Below are 22,441 nucleotides of genomic sequence, written 5' to 3' on the forward strand. Positions count from 1 at the left end.
CTCTTTTTTACTATTTCATTTAAGTAGGTAAACAATCAAAAGTTAACATGTTAACTAGGTTTTTTCCTAGTAATCGAGTGTTCGAAAGGCGCGGACGGCGCGCTTCTCCTGGCCGCATTGATGGCCGGCTTCGAGGCGGCTATTCCTCTGCTCGTGTGGTTCAGGCCTGGCGGTGCAGTTCATGACTGGTGTTCGAGCAACCCAAGCCGATCCGATCTCCGCTCGACGCATTGAGTGCTTTCAGTTCGATCTGCTTCCAAACGCGCTTAAGCACAGGGTGTACTCGGGGGTATCGGACACAATTAGGCCCGATCAAGATGAAGAGCGTGGCGTGCTTGGGTTAGCCGCTTGTTGGCTAGTTCAGGGAGGCCAGATATGTCATTCTGGTCGGCGATGCTGCTGAGAGAATCCGGTGCGAACGTACCCAGAGCGTGCCCGGCAGGAGGCAGGTCGCAGACCGTTGAGGAACTCCGGGAAGACGTCGCCCATGTGCCAGATCTCCTGCGCCGTCGATCGGGCGAGTGCCCACCCGGTCTGGTACCACGAGGCATCGAGCACGAGCGGGACATTGATGTCGGGGCCTCGGAGTAGTTCGTTCGCGGCGTTCCGCCAGGTGTCGCTCCAAGCTGCGATCTTCTCGACGAGACCCAGGCTCAGGCCATAGCAGCTCGGCTCGGCTGTGTATCCGCAGCGTGTGTCCCAGAGCGGCCACTCGTGACCGTGATCGAGGAAAAAGCGCAGCCGATGCAGGTCCCCGTTCTTCTCACGCTGTGCGCGTTCTCTGGCCTGATCCAGGGTCGCAAATGACGGAACGACGAGTGGTTCGCCCGTCGCAGGATCAGTGATGCGAGGGCAACTTTCGGCACTGAAGACGGGAACTGGGGCGCCCGGGTCTATCGAGTCGAGATTGGTATCGATTTCCGGCATTCACGGGTTCCAGATCTTGGCTCTTCGAGTTCCGCGAACTCGAAGCAGTAGGGGATTCGAACTGAGCTCCCGAGGGAGTGCATCTATCGTAGGCGCTCGCTGAGGTCGTAGGAGAAAACGCTCTGCGAATGAGATGCATCCGGTAGGCGCACCGGCGAGCGCGACCCGCGTTCGGTCCGTTTCGGCCAGGGCGGTGGGTGTGCACGGGCCCGTGTCGGCGGAGTCCGGTAGCCTAGTACGGTGGCAATCCAGGAAAACCCCTTCGGTCAGGTGCTCGTCGCGCTCGTCACGCCCTTCCAGGCTGACGGCGAGGTCGATTGGCCTGCGGTCGAGAAGCACATTGACGACTGCATTCAGAGCGGTGCAGACGGCATCGTCGTCACCGGCACCACCGGCGAGACCTCAACGCTGACCGACCCCGAGAAGATCAAGCTCGTCGAGGTCGCAAAGTCGGTGTCGGCGGGCCGCGCCAAGATCATCACTGGCGGCGGATCCAACGAGACCGCGCACGCGATCGAGCTTTACAAGGCCAGCGAGAAGGCCGGCGCCGACGGCGTGATGATCGTCACCCCTTACTACAACAAGCCTACCCAGGCGGGCCTGCTCACCCACTTCCGCATGGTCGCAGACGCGACCGAGCTACCGGTGATCCTGTACGACATCCCCGGCCGCACGGGCGTGCCCATCAAGTACGAGACGATTCTGCGCCTCGCGAAGCACCCCAACATCCTCGCCGTGAAAGACGCAAAGGGTGATTTCAGCGAGGTGAGCCGTGTGCTCAACCAGACCGATCTGCTCTACTTCTCTGGCGACGACGCCAATGTGCTGCCGCACCTCTCCATCGGGGCCACCGGCCTCATCGGCGTCACCGCCAACATTGCCGCCGCTCCCTACCGCGCCATCGTCGATGCCGTCAACGCCGGCGATCTGCACACCGCCCGCGACGCGCACCAGCGTCTCGAGCCTCTGGTGCGCGCCGTGATGACCCACGTGCCCGGCACTGTCGCGGCGAAGTACATCCTGCACGGCCTCGGCCGTATCGGCAGCCCGCGCGTGCGCCTGCCCCTCGTGGGTCCGGAAGAGTGGGAAGCAGCCCTCATCGAGGACGAACTCGCCCTCGTGACCGACGTGCCCGGCGTCGATCTCTCGAACTTCAGGCCGGACCGCAATGCGGCCGCCGGCGGTGCCCTGCCCAAGATCGCAGGCACCACCCGCTAACGAAGCGGCCCCCTGAGCCTGTCGCAGGGGGAACCCGATAGCTGAATCCCCTCGACAGGCTCCGGGAACAGCCAAGGAACACATGACAAACCCCCCTTACGCACCGCCCAAGCTCGAAAAGGGCACCCTTCGCATCACCCCGCTCGGCGGACTTGGCGAGGTCGGTCGCAATATGACCGTCTACGAAATCGGCGGCAAGCTGCTGATCGTTGACTGCGGTGTGCTCTTCCCCGAGGTGCAGCACCCCGGTGTCGACTTGATCCTCCCCGACATCACCAAGATCGAGCACCGTCTGAACGACATCGTCGCCGTCGTGCTCACGCACGGCCACGAAGACCACATCGGTGGCGTGCCCTACCTGTTGAAGATGCGCGAAGACATTCCTCTCGTGGGCTCGCGCCTCACGCTCGCCTTCGTCGAGGCGAAACTCAAAGAGCACCGCATCCGTCCCAAGACCCGTGTGGTGGCCGAGGGCGACCGCGTGCAGTACGGCCCCTTCGACCTCGAGTTCATCGCGGTCAACCACTCGATCCCCGACGCGCTTGCCGTTGCGATCCGCACCGAGGCCGGCCTGGTCATCGGCACCGGTGACTTCAAAATGGATCAGCTGCCGCTCGACGGCCGCATCACCGATCTGCGCGCGTTCGCGAAGCTCGGCGAAGAGGGCGTCGACCTTTTCATGACCGACTCGACGAACGCCGATGTGCCCGGCTTCACTCCGCTCGAGAAGAACATCGGGCCCGTCATCGAGCAGGTCATCGCGAAGACTCCCGGCAAGGTGGTCGTCGCCAGCTTCTCAAGCCACGTGCACCGCGTGCAGCAGGTGCTCGACGCAGCCCAGGCCAACGGCCGCCGGGTCGTGTTGCTCGGCCGTTCGATGGTGCGCAACATGAAGATCGCCTCCGATCTCGGCTACCTCAACGTGCCTGACGGCGTGCTCGTAGATCTCAAGAAGAGTGGCGACATCCCCGATCACCGCATCGTCTACATGTCCACCGGTTCGCAGGGTGAGCCAATGGCTGTGCTCAGCCGCATGGTGAACCGCGAGCACCAGGTCGAGGTGGGCGAGGGCGACACCGTGATCATGGCGTCGAGCCTCATCCCGGGCAACGAAACCTCCGTGTACCGCGTGATCGACGGCCTCATCAAGCTCGGCGCCAATGTCGTGCACAAGGGCAATGCGAAGGTGCACGTTTCGGGTCACGCCGCCGCCGGTGAACTGCTCTACTGCTACAACATCGTGCGCCCGAAGAACGTGATGCCGATTCACGGCGAATACCGCATGCTCGTCGCCAACGCCGCCCTCGCGATCGAGACCGGCGTGCCGCAGAACCGCACCGTCATCGCCGAGAACGGCACCGTCGTCGACCTCGCCGACGGGGTTGCCCGCGCCGTGGGTCAGCTCGACACCGAGTTCATCTACGTCGACGGCAAGAGCGTCGGCCGGGTCACCGACGACGATCTGCGCGACCGCCGCACGCTCGCCGAGGAGGGCTTCATCTCGGTGATCACCGTCGTCGAGCCCACCACGGCGCACATCGTCTCCGGCCCCGACATCCACGCGAAGGGTGTTGCCGAGGAGGCGCACGTCTTCGAGAAGATCAAGCCGCAGATCGCAGACGCGCTCGAAGCGGCGATGAAGGATGGCGTGACCGATCACCACCAGCTGCAGCAGATCACCCGCCGCACCGTCGGCCGCTGGGTCGGCACGAAGCTGCGCCGCAAGGCAATGATCGTTCCCGTCGTGGTGGTGGTGTAACGGTATGGCGAACTTCTTTCAGACGGAGCGCTGGTGGGAGTTTCAGCGCGCGCTGGGCGAAGAGGTTGTCTCGGGCCGTGGGGAAGGGTGGCACTATTTCGGCCGCATCGTGCGCGATGCGCTAGGGCCGTACCTCTACCTGCCTTACGGCCCGGTGGTTGCCGATGAGCGCACGCTTGACGCCGCGATCGCAGACGCTCGGGCCCAGGCGAAGCGTCTCGGCTGCTACCGCCTGGTGATCGAGCCGTCGCTGCCGATCACCCCGGAGCAGGCAGCTGCGCGCGGCAAGCGCATGCTCACCGGCTTCCAGCCGAGCCGCACCCACGTCGTCGACCTCACCCAGGACGAAGACGAGATCGTGCGCGGGATGAATGCGACCCGCCGCAAGCAGCATCGTGGTGCCGCGAAACGGGGCTACACCTTCGCCGAGTGCGATGACCCCGCAGACTACGATCTCGGTGTCGAACTGCTGCGTCTGACAGGCGAGACGCGCTCCTTCGAGGTGCGTGACGGCAGCTACTTCGAGCACTTCCGCGGTCTCGTCGAGGAGGGCATCGCGCGCGTGTTCGTCGCGAAGCACGAGGGCGAGACGAAGGTCGTAGGCTATGTGATCGACGACGAAGACACCCGCTACTACCTGTATGTGGGCCGCGATCTCTCGAACAACAGCATGCAGATCTCCGCGCCGTTCATCGTCTTCCTGATGCTCGATGCGAAGGCTCGCGGGCTGCGCACCTTCGACTTCTACGGCATCTCCGCTCGCGACGATGTGCCCGACGAGTGGACAGGCTTCACCGTCTTCAAGCGCACCTTCGGCGGCCACGCTGTGCAGTTCTCTGGTGCGTGGGAGATCCCGGTGAAGCCCGGCCGTTACGCGGTGCGCCGCACCCTCGACGCCCTGCACGAGCTGCGGGCGAAGCTCCGCAGTCGCGGCGCGACTGGTGACGGTGCGACTGGCGACGGTTCCGCGGCGAAGGAGTAGCGCTGTGGGGATCATGCGCGCGAGCGCGGTGATGGCCGCGGGCACGATCCTGTCGCGCATCCTCGGCCTCGCGAAGGTCGTGGTGCTGGCGGCGGCGATCGGCCAGACCGCTTCGGTCTCGGCCGATGCGTTCGCGAACGGCAATATGCTGCCGAACACGGTCTACACGATCCTGTTGGGCGGCATGCTCAACGCGGTGCTGGTGCCGCAGATCGTGAAGGCGGCGCGCAACCCCGATGGGGGTGCCGGTTACATCAACAAGGTGCTCACCTTCGTGATCGTCGCGTTGACCGCGATCACGGTGCTCGCGATGGCTGCCGCGCCGCTTTTGGTGTTCCTGTTCCAGATGTCGTGGAGTGCAGATCAGCTGGCGTTGTCGGCGGCCTTCGCGTACTGGTGCCTTCCGCAGATCCTCTTCTACGGCATTTACACGGTGATGGGTGAGGTGCTGAACGCGCGCAGCGTGTTCGGTCCCTACACCTGGGCGCCGGTGCTCAACAACATCATCAGCATCGCCGGCATCATCGCGTTCATGGTGTGGTACGGCGCCGACCCGATGGGGGACCGCACCGCTGCCGACTGGACGCTGCCAGGTATTGCGCTGCTCGCAGGCAGTGCGACGCTCGGTGTGGTGGCGCAGGCGCTGATCCTGTTCGCTTCGTGGCGCCGCGCGGGCATCCGCTACCGCCCCGACTTCGTCTGGAAGGGCATGGGACTCGGCGCGACTGCGAAGATCGCGAGTTGGAGTCTCGCCATGATCGTCGTCATTCAGATCGGTGGTTGGGTGACCTCGAACGTGGTGGGCACGGCATCCGGTGCCGGGCCGTCGACCTCAGCGCTCGGCAATGCCTGGCTGGTGCTCATGCTGCCGCATTCGGTGCTTGCGGTGTCGCTCGCCACGGCGTATTTCACGCGCTTCTCGGAGGCGGGCCGTGACGGCCGTATGAATGACTTCCGCGGTGACTTCTCGGCGTCGGTGCGGCAGGTGTCGCTGGTCATGATGCTCGCGGCGGCGGCGATTTTCGCGGCCGCGTCGTTCCTGAGCCCGCTGATCGAACGGGGCGGGCCGGTACAGGTGGATCAGTTCGCCTTCGTGCTGCAGTGCTACGTGCTCTGCTTGGCTCCGTTCAGTTTCTTGTTCGTGGTGCAGCGATCCTTCTACGCGCTCTCCGACACCCGCACGCCCTTCATCTTCACGGTGGTGCAGCAGGTGGTGTTCGTGATGCTGACGCTGCTGTGCCTGTTCGTGCCGCTCGATGTGCGAGGTGCCGCGGTGACGGTGGCGTACTCAGTCGCCACCATCGTGCAAGCGGCCCTCGCGACGGTGCTGCTGCGGCGCAAGATCGGCCGGATCGACGGGCGCCGGGTGCTGGGTAGCCTGCTGCGGTTCGGCATCGCGGCGGTGCCCGCCGGAGCCGCCGGGCTGGCGGTCACCTGGTTGCTGCGCAGTGCGGTGCCCGGCTACAGCGTGGTGCAGGCCTTCGTGTTCGCCATTGCCGTCGGCGCAGTGGTCGCGGCGGTCTACATCGTCGCTCTTGTGGCGATGCGCTCCTCGGAGGTCGGCGAGGTTGTTTCGGTGCTGCGGCGCAGGCTCGGGCGAGGCTGAGTCAACGCTTTTTTGGGGGCGGATCCGAATCGAGCGCCCGCGCCTCAGTACAGGCCGATGTCGCGGTAGCGGCGTCGATGCAGTTTTGCGACGACACGCTCGCCGATCCGCTGCCACATGCGATACGCCGCGGGGCGCAGCACCAGATCGAAGGCACCGACGTAGTCGGTGCGTTCACGTGCGAACGAGAGCTTGAAGAGCCCGAGCCCGTACGACGGGTGATCGTCGGTGCTCGTCGCCCACGCTGGGGCGATGCCGACGAGATCGATCTCGGTGGCACCCGCGTCGCGGGCGTCGAGCATCATCTGCCAGATGATGAGGTTCGACATGCCGGGGGAGACGCGGTCTCGCTCGGAGCCCCCGTCTTTGTAGAAGGCGCGCTTGCCGATGACGATCATGTAGCTCATCACCGCGGGGGTGCCGTCGACGTCGATGGCGTAGAACCGGCCCTGGCCGCGTTCGGCGAAGCCTCGCCACAGCGATTCGGTGTATTCGCGGGGGCGCAGGGCGAGCTTCGCGCTGCCGCCGCCGACGAGTCGCATCAGCCGGTGCATCTGCTCGAAGGTTCCAGGTTCGGCGGGGAGGGTGCGCACGGTGACGCCGTCGCGCTGAGCGCGACGCACCATGTTGCGGCACTTCTTGTCGAAGCTTGCGAGCAGTGCGTCGTCGTCGCGGTCGAGCCGCACGATGGCGGTGCTCGCGCTGCCCTGAATTGCGGGGCGGCGGATCGCGCCGATGCGCTGCAGCTCTGCGGGCGGGGCGCCTTCGGTCTGTGCCGGGTCGGCGACGGTCACCGGGGGTTCAAAGGTGATGGCGAAGACATTGCGCTCGTGGGCACTTGCGAAGTCGCGCAGCGCGGTCATGTGCTCGGCAACCTCGGCCATGTCGGCGCCCGCCGGGCCGCGGGGGATGTACCAGAGCCGCCCGAGGAGGGGAATGCGTCGTTCGAGGATGAGCGCGATGCTGTATCGCACCCCGTCGCGTTCGAACACCACGCGGCGGTTGTGCCAGGCCACGAGCTGCTTGGTCTCGGCGAGGGTCGAGGAGGAGAGGAAATCGCCTCCGTCCGGGTTCTCTGCAAGGAGCGAGTCCCAGTCGGCTGTTTCCTGGGCTGTCGCGTATCGGGCGCGAAGCACGGGTGCACTCATGATGCACGAGTCTACCGGCAGGCCGTGGCCGCGCCGTCCGAAACGGCCGCACTCGGAGCGTCACCTCGCGAATGTCGGCAGTCGAACGTACCCTCGTAGCATGGCCAGCAAAACTTCGTCGCGCGAAAAATCGGGCAAGAGCACGGCACGGGGATCCCGCGCCGCGTCATCCCGTGCCACCGCGAAGACGCGGGTGCTCGCCGAGCCGGAGCCGCGCGAAAACGCCTTCGTGCGCTCCTGGAACGCGCTCGCCCACGCCATCGGCGGTGCCGCGCGCGCGTTCAGGCTTGAGCCGCTCGCCCCAGAAGATCGGCGCGATGGTATCCCGCTGCTGCTCATGCTGCTCGCGGTGGTGGGTGCCATCGTCGAATGGTTCATGATCGGGCAGCCGGTGGCCGTGCAGTTCGATGCGTGGTCGTTCGGCGGCCTGTTCGGGCGGGTGGCCTTCGGTTTGCCCATCATTATGGTCGGGTTCGCGCTGTGGCTGTTCAATCACCCGTCCAGCGTCAACGACAATCGGCGCATCGCGATTGGCCTGTTCATCGCCATCATGAGCGTGGCTGGTCTCTCGCACATCTATGGCGGTCGCCCCGTCCCCAGCGAGGGCATGCCCGCGCTGGCGGAGGCCGGCGGTTTGCTCGGATGGATGGTCGGCGCGCCGCTGCTCGCGCTAACGGTGTGGGTAGCCACACCGGTGCTGTCGCTGATGCTGTTGTTCTCGGTGCTCATCGTCACGAAGACCCCGCCCGGCCGCATTGTGCGGCGTCTGCGGGAGGCCTACGAATTCTTGTTCGGTGTGACCGATGGCGGCGACACAGCGCAGGACGAGGGCCGTCAGGCGAAGGCAAAGCGACGCGAGGGGTCACAGTCGCAGCAGGCCCTCTTCGATCTCGAAGACGAGACAGAAACCGGCGACGGATCGCTGCCGTGGTGGCGCCGCAACTCCTCGGGCCGTGAAGAAGATCCGGCCTACGCCGACGACAAATCAGCACTCGATTCGGCGCTCGATCCGAGCACCGCAGAAGAGCAGCACGACGGCGCCTTCGAATCGGCGCTCGCACCCGAAGCCGCCGATCCGTTCCCGGCGGGGCTCTTCGACGAACTCGAGCAGGCCGAGGCTGCCGTGGAGGCGGTCGGCGCAACGCGCGCTTCCGGGCTCGGCGACGACTCGTGGGACGACTTCTCGGACGCACCCGCTGATCCAGAGCCGGCGCCGTCTCCTGCGGCGGTTGCCGAGTCAGTCCCCTTCGCTGTAGCACCCCCGCACGATCCGAGCCAGCGCGCCGAGTACCTGCTGCCCGACCAGGGCACGCTGGCCGCTGGCGATGCCCCGAAGACGCACACCGATGCGAACGACCAGATCATGGCGGCTATCGCGCGCGTCTTCGAGGAGTTCAAGGTCGATGCGCGCGTGAGCGGATTCTCGCGAGGGCCGACGGTCACCCAGTACGAGGTTGAGCTGGGGCCTGGCGTCAAGGTCGAAAAGGTCACGGCGCTGTCGAAGAACCTCTCGTATGCGGTGGCCTCGAACGAGGTGCGCATTCTCTCGCCCATCCCGGGCAAGAGCGCGATCGGCATCGAGATCCCCAACAAGGATCGCGAGAACGTCGCCCTCGGTGACGTGCTGCGTTCGAACCGTGCGCAGCGCAGCCCGCACCCCATGACGATCGGCGTCGGCAAAGACGTGAAGGGCGGCTTCGTTGTCGCCAACTTGGCGAAGATGCCGCACCTGCTGGTGGCCGGTGCCACCGGCTCCGGTAAGTCGAGCTTCATCAACTCGATGATCACCAGCATCCTCATGCGGGCCACCCCCGCCGAGGTGCGCATGGTGCTCGTCGATCCCAAGCGCGTCGAGCTCACCGTCTACCAGGGCGTGCCGCACCTCATCACCCCCATCATCACGAACCCGAAGAAAGCGGCTGAGGCGCTGCAGTGGGTCGTGAAAGAGATGGACATGCGCTACGACGATCTGGCGAGCTTCGGCTTCCGCCACATCGACGACTTCAACGAGGCCGTCCGCTCCGGCTCGATCGTGCTGCCCGCTGGCAGCCAGCGGGTGCTCAAGCCCTACCCCTACCTGCTCGTGGTGGTCGACGAGCTCGCAGACCTCATGCTCGTCGCCCCGCGAGACGTCGAAGACTCCATTCAGCGCATCACGCAGCTCGCCCGTGCCGCCGGCATCCATTTGGTGCTCGCCACGCAGCGCCCCTCCGTAAACGTCGTCACCGGTGTGATCAAGTCGAATGTGCCCAGCCGCTACGCCTTCGCGGTGGCCTCCGGCACCGACTCCCGCGTCATCCTTGACGAGGTCGGCGCCGAGCGCCTGATTGGTCAGGGTGACGGCCTGCTACTGCTCAACGGCGAATCCACCCCGATGCGCGTGCAGGGCGCGTGGGTAGGAGAGGCCGAGATTGCAAAGGTTGTGGCCCACGTCAAGGCGCAGGCCCAGCCGGAGTACCGCCCCGATGTGGCGCAGGTCGCCGAGAAGAAGGAGATCGACGAAGACATCGGAGACGACCTCGAAGTGCTGCTCGCGGCCATCGAGCTGGTGGTCACTTCGCAGTTCGGATCCACCTCGATGTTGCAGCGCAAGCTACGTGTCGGTTTCGCGAAGGCGGGGCGTCTGATGGACCTCATGGAGTCCCGCGACATCGTGGGCCCCTCGGAAGGTTCGAAGGCGCGAGACGTGCTCGTGTCGCCCGAGCAGTTGCCCGAGGTGCTTGCGAAGATCAAGGGTGGCTCGGTCGCCCCGACGCCGTTCCAGCAGCCTGTCGCTGCGGAGCCTCCCGCTGCCCTGATGGAACCGCAGTCGGCTCCTCCCACCACGCCATTGCCCGGGGTGCCCGATGGCGCAAGCGACTCAGCCACCGATGTGATCGAGCCTCTCACCGAGACCCGCGGTTTCGGAGATGAGCGCTACGACGACCCTGTTGCGAAGTATCAGGCCACGCTTGAAGAGGTCGATGGCGACGACGACGAAGACGCCTGGCAGCTGACAGGTCGTGAGTAGCCGCGGTCGGCCGTCGGCGAGCGAACACGAGGAAGAGATGACCGCACAGCAACCACAGGCGAAGCCGAGCAACTGGAACGCGCCCAACATCATCACGGGCGCGCGCATTGTCGCCACCCCGTTCTTCCTCTGGATGCTGTTGGCCGACGGCGGCGAGAATGGACCGTTGCGCTGGGCTTCGGCGGTGTTCTTCGTTGTCGCGATCGCCACTGACGCCTGGGACGGCCACATTGCGCGCTCCCGGGGTCTGATCACCGACCTCGGCAAGCTGCTTGATCCGATCGCAGACAAGGCCCTCACCGGTGCCGCCCTCGTCGGGCTGTCGATACTGGGTGAGCTGCCGTGGTGGATCACCGTCGTGGTGCTGGTGCGCGAGATCGGCATCACAGTGCACCGTCTCATGATCGCCCACGATGTTGTCGTCGCTGCGGCCTGGATGGGCAAGCTCAAGACCGTCGCCCAGTCCGTTGCCATCACGCTGGCGCTGCTACCACTTGCGGCCGTGCTCGGCCCGGCAGCACCGTTCGCCTACTGGGCGAACGTGTTCACCATGACCGTAGCGGTGGTGCTCACCATCGTCAGCGGCATCGACTACGTTGTTGCGTTCGCGAAGGCGCGTCGAGGCCGCCAGTGAAACCCGCGGGGGAGTCTGCGTCGCGAGTCGGTGGTGAACTCGCACGTGCGGTCGTGGAGATCGCTGTCGCCAGGGGGCTGCGAATTGCCGTTGCGGAGTCGTTGACCGGGGGCTTACTCGCCGACGCGTTCGTATCAGTGCCCGGTTCATCGCAGGTCTTCTCGGGCGGAGTGGTCGCCTACGATACTGCGCTGAAGCAGTCGGTTCTGGGGGTAGATGGGGAGCGGCTGCAGCAGACCGGCCCCGTTGACGGCGAGGTGGCACGGCAAATGGCCAGCGGTGTGCGGCAGCTCTGCGCGGTGCCCCGTGAGTCGGCAACTGCGTCGCTGCCCGCCGATATCGGTCTCGCGACGACCGGTGTAGCTGGCCCGGAGCCGGATCCGCAGACCGGGCAAGCCGTTGGCACCGTGTGGATCGGACTTAGCGTGGGGGAGCGCACGCGCGCCGTCGAATTTGCGTTTTCGGGTGATCGGGGCGAGATCCGCCGCGATTCGGTGTCTGCGGCCCTCGGGCTGCTGCTCGCGGAGCTGGGTAGTTCGTCGAGCAGTGAACTTGAGTCAGACTGACTCAAGTTCAGCAAAGTTTCAGGAATAGGCGCGGTAATGTCGGGGTTATTCCCAGTGACTCCCTCCAGACTGGAGTGGCGTCCCCGCCTCGGTGGCTTGTCGATGAGCGGGTATTGTGGAGGCATGACCCCTGGTCGTGCAGTAAAGGAGGGTTCACATGGTGCTGATGCGTCAAGAGATCGGTGACGTGCTGCGTGACTTCCGTCTGCAGAAGGGGCGCACGCTCCGACAGGTTGCCGGCGACGCGAGTGTTGCGCTCGGTTACCTCAGTGAGGTGGAGCGCGGGCAGAAGGAGGCCTCGAGCGAGATCCTCGCGGCGGTCGCCGATGCGCTCGATACGCCGCTCTCGGTCATTATGGGCGAGGTGAGCGAACGCCTTGCTGTTGTTGAGGGGCTCGCGATGCCGCTCGCCGGGCGGGTGCCTGATACGGTGCCTGCCGAACTCATGTCGGGATACGCTCCCGAACTGGTGTCGTAGCGCTTCGTGAAGCTGAGCGAGTTTCGTCGCGCCTGCGCCGCTGAATTCGGTGCCGACTATGCGGGAGTGCTGATTAGGGACCACTGGCTCGCCGCGCTCGGGGGAACGCCCGGAGATGCGCTTGAGCGCGGCGTGCCGCCCCGCGATGTCTGGGGGGCGCTGTGCGCTGACCTCGATGTGCCGCTTGAGCGGCGGCATGGGCGGGGTCTGCGCGATCCTCGCGAGTGACGCGAGCGCTCCGTGGTCGGCCGTGAAGGCGACACGCCTATTCGCCCGTTCGAAGATATGTTCGATTCGTGGTAGCTTCGTGCACAGGTAGTCGGTTTGCCCAACTTATCCTCAGATTCGCCGCTCGATCCAAGAATGTCAGTGGTCGGTTCTAGGGTGTGAAGCACACCGAATATCGATGCCTTGTCTACTCCGTGATCGGGGTCGAGACAGTCGATAGGCAGCAGACCAGCGGCGTGGCCGCGCACATCGAAGGAGCAAGATCATGGCAGCAGCATCGAAGTCGCCCGCGGGGCCTCCCAAGGATCGCGAGAAGGCGCTTGAAGCGGCACTCGCGCAGATCGACAAGAACTTCGGCAAGGGTGCGATCATGCGCATGGGCAGTGTTGAGCGCGCGCCCGTCGAGGTGATTCCCACTGGCTCGGTCGCTCTCGATGTCGCGCTCGGCATCGGCGGTCTGCCGCGCGGTCGCATCATCGAGATCTACGGCCCCGAGTCCTCGGGCAAGACCACGCTTACGCTGCACGCCATCGCCAATGCGCAGCGCGCCGGCGGTATCGCCGCCTTCATCGACGCCGAGCACGCGCTCGACCCGGAATACGCCAAGAAGCTCGGCGTCGACATCGACGCGCTGCTCGTCGCTCAGCCCGACACGGGTGAGCAGGCACTCGAGATCGCAGACATGCTCATTCGCTCAGGCTCGGTCGACCTTGTCGTCATCGACTCCGTTGCGGCCCTCGTGCCGAAGGCCGAGATCGACGGCGAGATGGGTGACAGCCACGTCGGTCTGCAGGCCCGTCTCATGTCGCAGGCGCTGCGCAAGATCACCGGCAGCCTGAACGCCACCAAGACCACCGCCATCTTCATCAACCAGCTGCGCGAGAAGGTCGGCGTGTTCTTCGGCAGCCCCGAAACCACCTCCGGTGGCAAGGCGCTCAAGTTCTATGCCTCGGTGCGCCTCGACATCCGCCGCATTCAGACGCTGAAGGATGGTGCCGATGCGGTGGGCAACCGCACCCGCGTCAAGGTGGTCAAGAACAAGATGGCCCCACCCTTCAAGCAGGCCGAGTTCGACATCCTCTACGGCATCGGTATCTCCCGTGAGGGCTCCCTCATTGACTACGGCGTCGAGCACGGCTTCATCAAGAAGAGCGGTGCCTGGTTCACCTACGACGGCGACCAGCTGGGTCAGGGCATGGAGAATGCCCGCCGCTTCCTCATCCAGAACCCCGATATTGCGGCGGAGATCGAGGAGAAGATCCTCACGAAGCTCGGCGTGAACGGGCGTAGCGAAGAGGCCGAAGAGGCGGCTGCTCCGGCGGCTGCTCCGGCAGTCGAGCCCGAGCAGCGCGCGAGCGCCTAAACCCGTGGCCGTTCGATTCTTGCCTCCTCCCGAAGAACGCCCCGCAGGCGGGGAGGAGAGCCGGCAAGATCTGGCCGAGGTCATCGAGCTGCGGTCGCTGCTCGGTGGCCGGGGCTGGGGTCAAGCGGGTGCAGCCGCGACACAAGGCGCTGATATCGCTGTTGCAGGTGGTACTGAGCCTGAACGCGGAGTTGAGGCTGAATCTGTACGCGAGGCTGAGGCTGAAGTTCACGGCGACGGCGATGCAGAGGTATCGACGGTCACGGATGCGTCTTCGGGCTTTCGGCGCATTGTGAGCATCGACGCGTTCCGTGCGGGGTCGCCTACCGGCGAGCGTGACGATCTCACCCAGCCCGTCGATGCCGTCGATCCAACGAAGGTCGCTGATCCCGCTGAGCCAGTCAATCCCATCGTTCCTGCTGATGCCGCCGAAAGCGAGCGCAGCTCGGCCTATGACGACGGGGTGCGGCTGCTCGCCCGCCGCGCCCGATCGAGTGGCGAGCTGCGCGATGAACTGCAGCGACTCGACCATCCCGCGCACGCTGTCGAGGCCGTCATCGACGAGTTCGAGCAGAGCCATTACCTTGACGATGCCGGCCTCGCGAGGGCGGTCACCGAGAAGCTTCGCGACACCAAGCGCGCCAGCCGTGGGCAGATTCGCGTCAAACTACGCGAACGGCGCCTGCCCGATGCAATCATTGAAGCGGCGCTCGGTGAGCTCGATATCGACGAAGAATTCGCCCTGCTGCGCGAAACCGCGCGGGATCGCGCCCGCAAGCTCGGCGGGCTCGACCGCCAGACGGCGGAGCGGCGGCTGCTCGGCTTCCTCGCCAGACGAGGCTGGTCGGGCGAGCCCGCGATGCGAGCAGCCCGTGAAGCGCTCGACGGTTCCTCTTCGGGGAGATCGGGGGTGCGGTTTCGCTGAGGCGCGCGTGCGGCGCGGTGACGGGCGCGCGGATTGGCGCAATGATCCGCGACGGTAGAATTTCGGCATGACCATCGTCACAGCCGAACCGACCGAGATCGCCCCGTCGCCCGCCGCGCTCCGGCCCGACGGAAGCCCCCGCAGTTACACGGTGCGTACCCTCGGCTGCCAGATGAACGTGCACGACTCCGAACGCCTCTCGGGCTCCCTCGAAGCCGCCGGTTACGTCGCAGCCGAAGACGCCGACGGCGCCGACGTGATCGTCATCAACACCTGCGCGGTGCGAGAGAACGCCGCCAACAAGCTCTACGGCAACCTCGGCTACCTCGCCGGGGTGAAGCGCGAGCGCGAGGGCATGCAGATCGCGGTCGGTGGCTGCCTCGCCCAGAAAGACCAGGGCACCATCGTCGAGAAGGCGCCTTGGGTCGATGTCGTCTTCGGCACCCACAACATGGGTTCCCTGCCCGCCCTGCTTGAACGTGCCCGCCACAACCACGAGGCGCAGGTTGAGATCCTCGAATCGCTCGAGACCTTCCCCTCAACCCTGCCCACGAAGCGCGATTCCGCGTCGAGCGGCTGGGTGTCGATCTCCGTCGGCTGCAACAACACCTGCACCTTCTGCATCGTGCCCGCCCTGCGCGGCAAAGAGAAAGACCGCAGACCGGGCGACATTCTCGCCGAAGTGCAAGCCCTCGTCGACGACGGTGCCATCGAGGTGACGCTGCTCGGCCAGAACGTCAACACCTACGGCGTCGAGTTCGGCGACAGGCAGGCGTTCGGCAAGCTGCTGCGCGCAATGGGTGAGATCGAAGGCCTGGAACGCGTGCGATTCACCAGCCCGCACCCCGCGGCCTTCACCGACGACGTCATCGCAGCGATGGCCGAAACCCACAACGTTATGCCGTCGCTGCACATGCCGCTGCAGTCGGGCTCCGACACGGTGCTCAAGGCGATGCGACGCTCCTACCGCTCCAAGAAGTTCCTCGGCATTCTCGACGCGGTGCGCGAGCGCATCCCCGACGCTGCGATTACCACCGACATCATCGTCGGCTTCCCCGGCGAAACCGACGCCGACTTCGAAGACACCTTGCGCGTGGTCGAACAGTCTCGGTTCTCGAGCGCCTTCACCTTCCAGTACTCGATCCGACCAGGCACACCCGCGGCGACTATGGACGGGCAGTTGCCGAAGGCGATCGTGCAAGAGCGCTACGAGCGTCTGCTCGCACTGCAAGAGCGCATCTCGCTGGAAGAGAACCACGCGCAGATCGGGCGCACCGTCGAAGTGCTCGTCTCAGTGGGCGAAGGCAAGAAAGACGCCGCCACACGTCGTCTCTCAGGCCGCGCAGAAGATAACCGCCTCGTGCACTTCGCCGTGCCCGAGGGCGCCGAGGAGCCCCGGCCGGGCGACACTGTCACCGTGCAGGTGACGGCCGCCGCCCCGCACTTCCTCATCGCCGACCTCACCGGCACCTACGCGGTGCGCCGCACCCGCGCAGGCGACGCGTGGGATCGCCGGCAGGCAGAAAGCTGCGGTGTGCCGGCACCGGCGGCAGCCGGTGCCCCCCGGGCCGTCAGCCTTGGGCTGCCAACGCTCCGCACCCGCGACACACGATGAAGCTGCCGATCGCCGACGTCTTCGCCCGTATGCGGCACCGCGGCCGACGTCGTCTCAGCGGCGGCAGCCATGACTAGGCAGCCGCGGCTCTGGGCCGTCGTCGGCGCCACCGGCACCGGAAAGTCAGCGCTCTCGCTCGATCTGGCCGAGCGCCTTGCCGCGGCAGGGCGACCCGCCGAGATCGTGAACGCCGACGCGATGCAGCTCTACCGGGGCATGGACATCGGCACGGCCAAACTTCCCTTCGCCGAACGCCGAGGCATCCCGCACCACCTCTTCGATGCGCTCGACCCGAGAGAGGAGGCTGCCGTCGCCTGGTATCAGCCCGTGGCGCGCGAGACGGTGACGGAGATCCACGCTCGCGGCGCCGACGCGATCCTGGTCGGAGGATCCGGGCTCTACGTGTCGAGCGTCATCTACGATTTCGCGTTCCCTCCGCGAGACGACACCCTGCGTGCGAGCCTCGAAGCTGAACTCGCCGAGGGTGGCGTCGATCCGCTGCTCGCTCGGCTCAGCGATCTGGCACCCGAGGCCGCGGCGGCCGTCGACGCCCGCAACCCCCGCCGCGTGGTGCGCGCGCTCGAAGTCGCCATGCTCGGCGGCGATGCGCGGGTGACGCTACCGGAGAAGCCGGCCCTGTGGTGCGCCGAAACCCGCATCATCGGAGTGCATTGCGAGCGGGCGACGCTTGTGGAACGCCTCGATCGGCGGGTCGAGCACATGTGGGCCGACGGGCTGCTCGACGAAGTGCGCGGGCTGATCCCGAACCGCCTCGAACAGGGGAAGACCGCGAGCCGAGCCATCGGTTACGCGCAGGCCCTCGCCGAACTGCGCGGCGACGCGACCCGTGACGAGGCGATTGCCGAGACGCAGGCGCTCACGAGGCGCTACGCCCGCCGTCAGGTGAGCTGGTTCAAGCGCTACCCGGACATCACCTGGGTCGACGGCCCGGCCGCTGAACAGCTCGATCTCGCCTGAGTGCTGCCGCATCACCCCTATTCGGGCCTGAAACCCAGCCCGTAGGGTGGAACCATGATGCAGCCAGATGCGCAGACAGTCGACCTGGATCAGGTCTCCCTCGAGCAGCTTCGGAACGAGGGCCTTGACTACCGGCGGGTGGATCCCGCCGACGAGCCCGCGCTCGACAATCTCACCCGCGCCATCGCGCGCGGTTTCATTGAGGAGGAGCCGAGCGAGGAGACTGTGATTGCCGCCCGCCCCGGCCAAGCGGGTCGTCGCCTGGTCGGCGTGTTCGATGCGACAAGCCCGCAAGCCGAGCTCCCCGTAGCAACGGTCGGATCATGGATCGCGCCCGTGACGGTGCCCGGCGGTGAGCTGCCCATGTGGGCGGTGAGCGAGGTCACCGTGGCCGGCACGCACCGTCGACGCGGGATCGCGCGGGCCATGCTCGAGGGGGAACTGCGTGCCGCGGCCGCAGCGGAGGTGCCGCTTGCCGGTCTCACCGTGTCTGAAGCGACGATCTACGGTCGCTATGGGTTCGGGCCGGCTACCTGGCACACACGAGTGTCGGTCGACACGCGGCGTGCGGGATGGGCGGGGGTCGAACCCGAGGGGGCGGTGCAGTTTCTCGACAGGGACGCCACGGCCGTGGCGCTGGGCGAGCTGCACGAGCGCACGCGCAACTCGCGGGTGGGAGAGATCCCTGGGTGGCCGCTGCTCTGGCAGCAGATTTCCGGGGCGAAACCGGGTGAGCCGCACGCCGCTGCGATTCGGGGCGTGCGCTACATCGATGGCGGGGGAGAGCTGCGCGGGGCGATGGCGTACCGCATCATCGAGTCCGACGAAGATTGGGCGCGGTCGCGGTTGGAGGTCCGCCACCTCATCGGCGAGACCCCCGAAGCGCGCGCCGCGCTCTGGCGGTACGCACTGCAACACGACCTCATTGGCACGGTGATCGCGCAGCTGCGGCCCGTGGATGAGCCGCTACCGTGGTTGCTCGCCGATGCGCGCGCCGCGAAGCTCAAGACGGCGGATCACGGCTGGTTACGCATTCTCGATCTGCCTGCAGTGATCGCGGCCCGTAGCTTCGCGGCGCCGATCGATATCGTGCTGCGTGTGGCGGATTCCCTCGGCTTCACCGAGGGCGTGTGGCGGGTGGAGGCTGCAGCTGAGGGTGCGGGCCGGGTTACCGCGGTGCCAGGGGCGGAGCCCGACATCGAGCTGGGGGTTGCCGAGCTGTCGTCGCTCTACCTCGGCGGGGTTTCGGCGCGCTCGCTTGCCGAGGCCGGTCGGCTGCGCGGTGACGCCGCGGCGATCGCGAGTCTCGACGCGGCCCTGCACATCGCGGGCGCACCCTTCCTCAGCATCTGGTACTGAGCGGATCGCCCGGCCCTTCCCCCTGCGCCGCAACCCGCCCCGCCCCGCGCTTCCGGCCAAACACCCCATCGAGGTCACCCGTGTGGCCCTTTCGGCCCCGGGATAGGGGCCACACGGGTGACCTCAATGATCGAGAGGGGCGTGGGCGGGTGTCGGGGCAAGGGTGATAGCAGGGACAGAGGGAAGGGCCGGGCGGGGATGACGTGACGCGGCGGAAGGGGCACGAAGCGCCGGGCCCTAGACTTGAGGGATGACTACCCTCGCGTTCACCAAGGGCCACGGCACGGGCAACGACTTCGTGCTCTTCACCGACCCCGACGGCGAGCGCTCGCTCACTCCCGAGCAGATCCGCTTCCTCTGCGACCGCCGCTTCGGCATTGGCGCCGACGGTGTGATTCGTGCGGTGCGCTCGCGGGCGCTCCCCGAGGGTGCGGCCTCCCTCGCGGAGGAGCCGGAGGCCGAGTGGTTTATGGACTACTGGAACGCTGACGGCACCCCCGCCGAGATGTGCGGCAACGGCATTCGCGTCTACGCGCACTACCTGATCAGCGAGGGGCTGGTCGCCCCTGAACGCCGTGACACGCTGCCGATCGGCACCCGCGCCGGTGTGAAAGATGTGCTCGCCGGGGTGTCGGGCTACACCGTCGATCTGGGCCGCTGGCGTCTCGCTGAGGAGCGGTTGGTCTCGGCTGCCGGCCTTGATGTTGCCCGCCCAGGCCTTGGCATCGACCTCGGCAACCCGCATGTGGTGACGGCGCTCGCGCACGCAGGCGAGCTCGACGGCCTCGATTTGCACCGAGCTCCGGGGCTCGACCCGGCGCCCGCGCAGGGGGCGAACATCGAGTTCGTTGTGCCTGAAGATCCGCTGGTGAAGGACGGTGTGGCCCGCATCCGTATGCGCGTGCACGAGCGGGGCGTGGGCGAGACGCTTTCCTGTGGCACGGGCACCGCGGCGGCCGCGCTCGCGTTCCGTCACTGGGGTGGCGAGGGCATGCCGAACCACTGGCGCATCGATGTCCCCGGCGGGCGCCTCGCGGTGCGCATGTTCCCCACTGAGGAGGGTGAGCACGTGTCGCTGAATGGCCCGGCTGAGCTGGTCTACTCAGGGGAGATCGAGCTGCCGTAGAGCGGCAAGCTCGCAAGCAGGATCGCGGATCGCGGATCGCGGATCGTGGATCGCGGATCGCTCGGCCTGCGCGCGCCGCGCTCCGCAGGGACTCCCGAGCTACGCCCGCGCTTCGATGACGTGGAACCCCTTGTCGCGGCCTGCACGGGACACGTCGAGCTCGCTGAACTCCGCCGCGATCCACCGCTGCAGTGAGTCTGCACCCAGATGCTTCGCAACGACCAGATAGGCGGCGGCTCCTGGGCTGAGCCGCGGCAGCCAGAGACGCAGGATTCCGTGCAGCACCTCTTTGCCGACCCTGATGGGAGGGTTCGAACGAATCTCGGCAAAGGTGATGTCCTCCGGCACCTCCTCAGGGGCTGCAACGCGCACCCCGTCGAGGCCGAGACGGCGGGCGTTCTCCCGGGTGAGCTCGCGTGATCGCTCGTTGACGTCGACAGCCCAGACCTCGCGCTCGGGGGCGGTGAGGGCGGCATCGAGCGCGATGGGCCCCCAGCCGCAGCCGATATCGAGCACCGGGCCGACCGGGGCGTTGGCCAGATCAGGCACTGTGCGCAGCAGCACTTCGGTGCCGCGGTCGAGGTGCTCTGGGCTGAAAACGCCGCCGGCCGTGAGCACGCTGCGCGATGATCCGCCGAGCATCGCGTTGATTTCGCGGGGGCGGAAGTCGCCTGAGGGCGCCTCTGAGAAGTAGTGCTGAGTCACCTTCTCAGTATCCCAGGCTGCCGCATGCCTCGTGGGCGGTAGCCTCTGCGGATCGCGCTGTGGGCGAACTGACGGCGCGCGCGGCACGATCCGACGTACACTGGAGGCCAGATGACAGAACGTTTCACTGAAGAATCAGAACTCGACGAGGCCGTCGCAGCCGAGCAGGCCGATCGCAGCGCGCGGCGCGAAGCCGATGCAGCCGACGTAGACGATACTGCTGGCTCCGATGCCACAGCCCCCGACAGCGCAGACCCGCTCGACAGGCTGTTCGCACGTGCGGCGCGCGGCGGCTCGGCTACTGTGATCCGCGACACCAGCGAACGCGGATCCGGCATCGACAACCTCACCGGTGGCGCACAGGCGCTCGGTGATGCCGCCCACGATCAGCTCGCTGAAGACTTTGAGCTGATCCGCCTCGAACGCGAGGAGCGCGCCTCGCTCACCCGTGTCGGCAGCCTCTCCACTGAGCTTGAAGACGTCACCGAGGTGGAGTACCGCCAGCTGCGGCTGGAGAACGCGGTGCTTATTGGTTTGTACACGGGCTCTTCGGGCGACGGGCTTGAGGATGCCGAGAACTCGCTGCGCGAGCTTGCGGCCCTCGCCGAGACGGCGGGCGCGCGCGTGCTCGACGGTCTGCTGCAGCGCCGCGCGAACCCCGACCCTGCCACCTACCTCGGCAAGGGCAAGGCTCAGGAGCTTGCCGAGCTCGTGGCCGCTGTCGGTGCCGACACCGTCGTGGCTGACACCGAATTGGCCCCCAGCCAGCGGCGCGCGCTCGAAGACGTGGTGAAGGTGAAGGTGATCGACCGCACCGCGGTGATCCTCGACATTTTCAGCCAGCACGCGAAGAGCCGCGAGGGCAAGGCCCAGGTCGAGCTCGCTCAGCTGCAGTATCTGCTGCCGCGCCTGCGCGGTTGGGGTGAGTCGATGTCGCGTCAGGCAGGCGGCCAGGTTGGTTCGGCGGGTGCCGGTATGGGATCTCGAGGCCCCGGTGAGACGAAGATGGAGCTTGATCGCCGCAAGATCCACACCCGCATGGCGAAGCTGCGCAAGCAGATCGCCGGTTTCGCTCCCGCTCGCGATGCGAAGCGAGCGAATCGCAAGCGTGGCGAGGTGCCATCGGTGGCGATCGCGGGCTACACGAACGCGGGCAAGTCGAGCCTGCTGAACCGCCTCACGGGCACGCAGGAGCTGGTGCAGAACCAACTTTTCGCCACGCTTGACACGGCGGTGCGTCACGCCGAGACCGCTGACGGGCGCAGCTTCACCTACGTCGACACCGTTGGGTTTGTGCGCAATCTGCCGCACCAGCTTGTCGAGGCGTTCCGCTCCACCTTTGAGGAGGTCGGCGAAGCCGATGTGATTCTGCACATCGTCGACGGTTCGCACCCGGATCCCGCCGCCCAGCTCCGCACGGTGCGCGAGGTGATCGCAGAGGTCGACGCCCAGGGCATCCCCGAGATCGTCGCCTTCAACAAGGCCGATCTGCTCGACGAGTCGCAGCGGCTGGTGCTGCACGGGCTTGCTCCTGACGCGGTGTTCGTGTCGGCGCGTTCGGGTGAGGGCATTGAGGAGTTGCGGCGGCGCATCACCGCGGCGCTGCCGGTTCCGGATCGCGAGGTCACCGTCGTGGTGCCCTACGACCGCGGCGATCTCGTTGCCGAGCTGCACGAGCGCAACCGCGTGCTGTCGACCGAGTACGTGGCAGAGGGCACTCGAGTGCGTGCCTATGTCACCGGTGAGATGCTCGCAAAATTGCAGCCCTATCTGGGGTAAACAGGTCACCCGGGGCGGCGGCATGGCCCGGGCGT

19 protein-coding genes are annotated in these 22,441 nt (G+C 66.5%); 16 read left to right on the forward strand and 3 right to left on the reverse strand.

What is annotated here, in order from left to right; all coding sequences use genetic code 11:
- Positions 1-378 precede the first annotated feature (378 nt).
- A complete protein-coding gene (locus WFL22_RS02020) occupies positions 379-927 on the reverse strand; it encodes a hypothetical protein (RefSeq protein WP_336991263.1) in 549 nt (182 codons plus the stop codon).
- A gap of 240 nt (positions 928-1,167) precedes the next feature.
- On the opposite strand from WFL22_RS02020, the gene dapA reads away from it, so the two are divergent.
- The 4 genes from dapA to murJ all read left to right on the forward strand — a co-directional run bounded on the left by dapA (position 1,168) and on the right by murJ (position 6,492).
- A complete protein-coding gene (dapA, locus tag WFL22_RS02025; protein ID WP_336651383.1) occupies positions 1,168-2,145 on the forward strand; it encodes a 4-hydroxy-tetrahydrodipicolinate synthase in 978 nt (325 codons plus the stop codon).
- An 82-nt stretch (positions 2,146-2,227) separates the two neighbouring features.
- The gene (locus tag WFL22_RS02030) at positions 2,228-3,904 is read left to right on the forward strand and encodes a ribonuclease J (protein ID WP_336651382.1); all 1,677 of its coding nucleotides are present in this window, start codon (positions 2,228-2,230) and stop codon (positions 3,902-3,904) included.
- A 4-nt stretch (positions 3,905-3,908) separates the two neighbouring features.
- Positions 3,909-4,886 (forward strand): lipid II:glycine glycyltransferase FemX, encoded by a 978-nt coding sequence (locus WFL22_RS02035; protein WP_336991265.1) that lies wholly within the window; start codon positions 3,909-3,911, stop codon positions 4,884-4,886.
- 13 nt (positions 4,887-4,899) lie between these two features.
- Positions 4,900-6,492, forward strand: a complete 1,593-nt coding sequence (gene murJ, locus WFL22_RS02040; RefSeq protein ID WP_336991792.1) for a murein biosynthesis integral membrane protein MurJ — start codon at positions 4,900-4,902, stop codon at positions 6,490-6,492.
- A 44-nt stretch (positions 6,493-6,536) separates the two neighbouring features.
- On the opposite strand, the gene WFL22_RS02045 is transcribed toward murJ, so the two are convergent.
- Positions 6,537-7,640, reverse strand: coding sequence for a lipid II:glycine glycyltransferase FemX (locus WFL22_RS02045; protein WP_336991266.1), 1,104 nt, complete (start codon positions 7,638-7,640; stop codon positions 6,537-6,539).
- A gap of 100 nt (positions 7,641-7,740) precedes the next feature.
- On the opposite strand from WFL22_RS02045, the gene WFL22_RS02050 reads away from it, so the two are divergent.
- From WFL22_RS02050 to dapF, 11 genes are all read left to right on the forward strand, one after another.
- Positions 7,741-10,650 carry an FtsK/SpoIIIE family DNA translocase gene (locus WFL22_RS02050; RefSeq protein ID WP_336651379.1) on the forward strand — a complete coding sequence of 970 codons (2,910 nt, stop codon included), beginning with the start codon at positions 7,741-7,743 and terminating at the stop codon, positions 10,648-10,650.
- A gap of 37 nt (positions 10,651-10,687) precedes the next feature.
- Positions 10,688-11,284 carry a CDP-diacylglycerol--glycerol-3-phosphate 3-phosphatidyltransferase gene (gene pgsA, locus WFL22_RS02055; protein ID WP_336651378.1) on the forward strand — a complete coding sequence of 199 codons (597 nt, stop codon included), beginning with the start codon at positions 10,688-10,690 and terminating at the stop codon, positions 11,282-11,284.
- A complete protein-coding gene (locus WFL22_RS02060) occupies positions 11,281-11,850 on the forward strand; it encodes a CinA family protein (RefSeq protein WP_336651377.1) in 570 nt (189 codons plus the stop codon). The genes pgsA and WFL22_RS02060 overlap by 4 nt, the downstream gene beginning before the upstream one ends.
- Positions 11,851-12,007: 157 nt before the next feature.
- Positions 12,008-12,328 carry a helix-turn-helix domain-containing protein gene (locus tag WFL22_RS02065; protein WP_024356255.1) on the forward strand — a complete coding sequence of 107 codons (321 nt, stop codon included), beginning with the start codon at positions 12,008-12,010 and terminating at the stop codon, positions 12,326-12,328.
- Positions 12,329-12,334: 6 nt separating this feature from the next.
- The gene (locus tag WFL22_RS02070) at positions 12,335-12,556 is read left to right on the forward strand and encodes a DUF3046 domain-containing protein (protein ID WP_336651376.1); all 222 of its coding nucleotides are present in this window, start codon (positions 12,335-12,337) and stop codon (positions 12,554-12,556) included.
- Between the two features lie 265 nt (positions 12,557-12,821).
- A complete protein-coding gene (gene recA / locus WFL22_RS02075) occupies positions 12,822-13,919 on the forward strand; it encodes a recombinase RecA (protein WP_336651375.1) in 1,098 nt (365 codons plus the stop codon).
- A gap of 4 nt (positions 13,920-13,923) precedes the next feature.
- Positions 13,924-14,844, forward strand: a complete 921-nt coding sequence (locus WFL22_RS02080; RefSeq protein ID WP_336991268.1) for a regulatory protein RecX — start codon at positions 13,924-13,926, stop codon at positions 14,842-14,844.
- Between the two features lie 67 nt (positions 14,845-14,911).
- Positions 14,912-16,459: a tRNA (N6-isopentenyl adenosine(37)-C2)-methylthiotransferase MiaB gene (gene miaB, locus WFL22_RS02085; RefSeq protein ID WP_336991270.1), complete on the forward strand. Its 1,548-nt coding sequence runs from the start codon at positions 14,912-14,914 to the stop codon at positions 16,457-16,459.
- A 69-nt stretch (positions 16,460-16,528) separates the two neighbouring features.
- Positions 16,529-17,437, forward strand: a complete 909-nt coding sequence (miaA, locus tag WFL22_RS02090) for a tRNA (adenosine(37)-N6)-dimethylallyltransferase MiaA (RefSeq protein ID WP_336991272.1) — start codon at positions 16,529-16,531, stop codon at positions 17,435-17,437.
- Positions 17,438-17,491: 54 nt separating this feature from the next.
- Positions 17,492-18,796, forward strand: a complete 1,305-nt coding sequence (locus WFL22_RS02095) for a GNAT family N-acetyltransferase (RefSeq protein ID WP_336991274.1) — start codon at positions 17,492-17,494, stop codon at positions 18,794-18,796.
- Positions 18,797-19,046: 250 nt separating this feature from the next.
- Positions 19,047-19,922 (forward strand): diaminopimelate epimerase, encoded by an 876-nt coding sequence (gene dapF, locus WFL22_RS02100; protein ID WP_336991275.1) that lies wholly within the window; start codon positions 19,047-19,049, stop codon positions 19,920-19,922.
- 99 nt (positions 19,923-20,021) lie between these two features.
- On the opposite strand, the gene WFL22_RS02105 is transcribed toward dapF, so the two are convergent.
- Positions 20,022-20,627: a class I SAM-dependent methyltransferase gene (locus WFL22_RS02105; RefSeq protein ID WP_336991276.1), complete on the reverse strand. Its 606-nt coding sequence runs from the start codon at positions 20,625-20,627 to the stop codon at positions 20,022-20,024.
- A gap of 111 nt (positions 20,628-20,738) precedes the next feature.
- Here WFL22_RS02105 and hflX point away from each other — a divergent pair, with 111 nt between their 5' ends.
- Positions 20,739-22,406 carry a GTPase HflX gene (hflX, locus tag WFL22_RS02110; RefSeq protein ID WP_336991277.1) on the forward strand — a complete coding sequence of 556 codons (1,668 nt, stop codon included), beginning with the start codon at positions 20,739-20,741 and terminating at the stop codon, positions 22,404-22,406.
- Positions 22,407-22,441: the final 35 nt, after the last annotated feature.

The organism is Leucobacter sp. VD1, assembly GCF_037150695.1.
GTDB lineage: Bacteria > Actinomycetota > Actinomycetes > Actinomycetales > Microbacteriaceae > Leucobacter.

Excerpts from the sequence above, each read along its gene's own strand:
- WFL22_RS02020 (WP_336991263.1), bottom strand. The coding sequence starts at position 927 with ATGCCGGAAATCGATACCAATCTCGACTCGATAGACCCGGGCGCCCCA.
- WFL22_RS02030 (WP_336651382.1), top strand. The coding sequence starts at position 2,228 with ATGACAAACCCCCCTTACGCACCGCCCAAGCTCGAAAAGGGCACCCTT.
- WFL22_RS02035 (WP_336991265.1), top strand. The coding sequence starts at position 3,909 with ATGGCGAACTTCTTTCAGACGGAGCGCTGGTGGGAGTTTCAGCGCGCG.
- murJ (WP_336991792.1), top strand. The coding sequence starts at position 4,900 with ATGCGCGCGAGCGCGGTGATGGCCGCGGGCACGATCCTGTCGCGCATC.
- WFL22_RS02045 (WP_336991266.1), bottom strand. The coding sequence starts at position 7,640 with ATGAGTGCACCCGTGCTTCGCGCCCGATACGCGACAGCCCAGGAAACA.
- WFL22_RS02050 (WP_336651379.1), top strand. The coding sequence starts at position 7,741 with ATGGCCAGCAAAACTTCGTCGCGCGAAAAATCGGGCAAGAGCACGGCA.
- pgsA (WP_336651378.1), top strand. The coding sequence starts at position 10,688 with ATGACCGCACAGCAACCACAGGCGAAGCCGAGCAACTGGAACGCGCCC.
- WFL22_RS02065 (WP_024356255.1), top strand. The coding sequence starts at position 12,008 with ATGGTGCTGATGCGTCAAGAGATCGGTGACGTGCTGCGTGACTTCCGT.
- recA (WP_336651375.1), top strand. The coding sequence starts at position 12,822 with ATGGCAGCAGCATCGAAGTCGCCCGCGGGGCCTCCCAAGGATCGCGAG.
- miaB (WP_336991270.1), top strand. The coding sequence starts at position 14,912 with ATGACCATCGTCACAGCCGAACCGACCGAGATCGCCCCGTCGCCCGCC.
- miaA (WP_336991272.1), top strand. The coding sequence starts at position 16,529 with ATGACTAGGCAGCCGCGGCTCTGGGCCGTCGTCGGCGCCACCGGCACC.
- WFL22_RS02095 (WP_336991274.1), top strand. The coding sequence starts at position 17,492 with ATGATGCAGCCAGATGCGCAGACAGTCGACCTGGATCAGGTCTCCCTC.
- dapF (WP_336991275.1), top strand. The coding sequence starts at position 19,047 with ATGACTACCCTCGCGTTCACCAAGGGCCACGGCACGGGCAACGACTTC.
- hflX (WP_336991277.1), top strand. The coding sequence starts at position 20,739 with ATGACAGAACGTTTCACTGAAGAATCAGAACTCGACGAGGCCGTCGCA.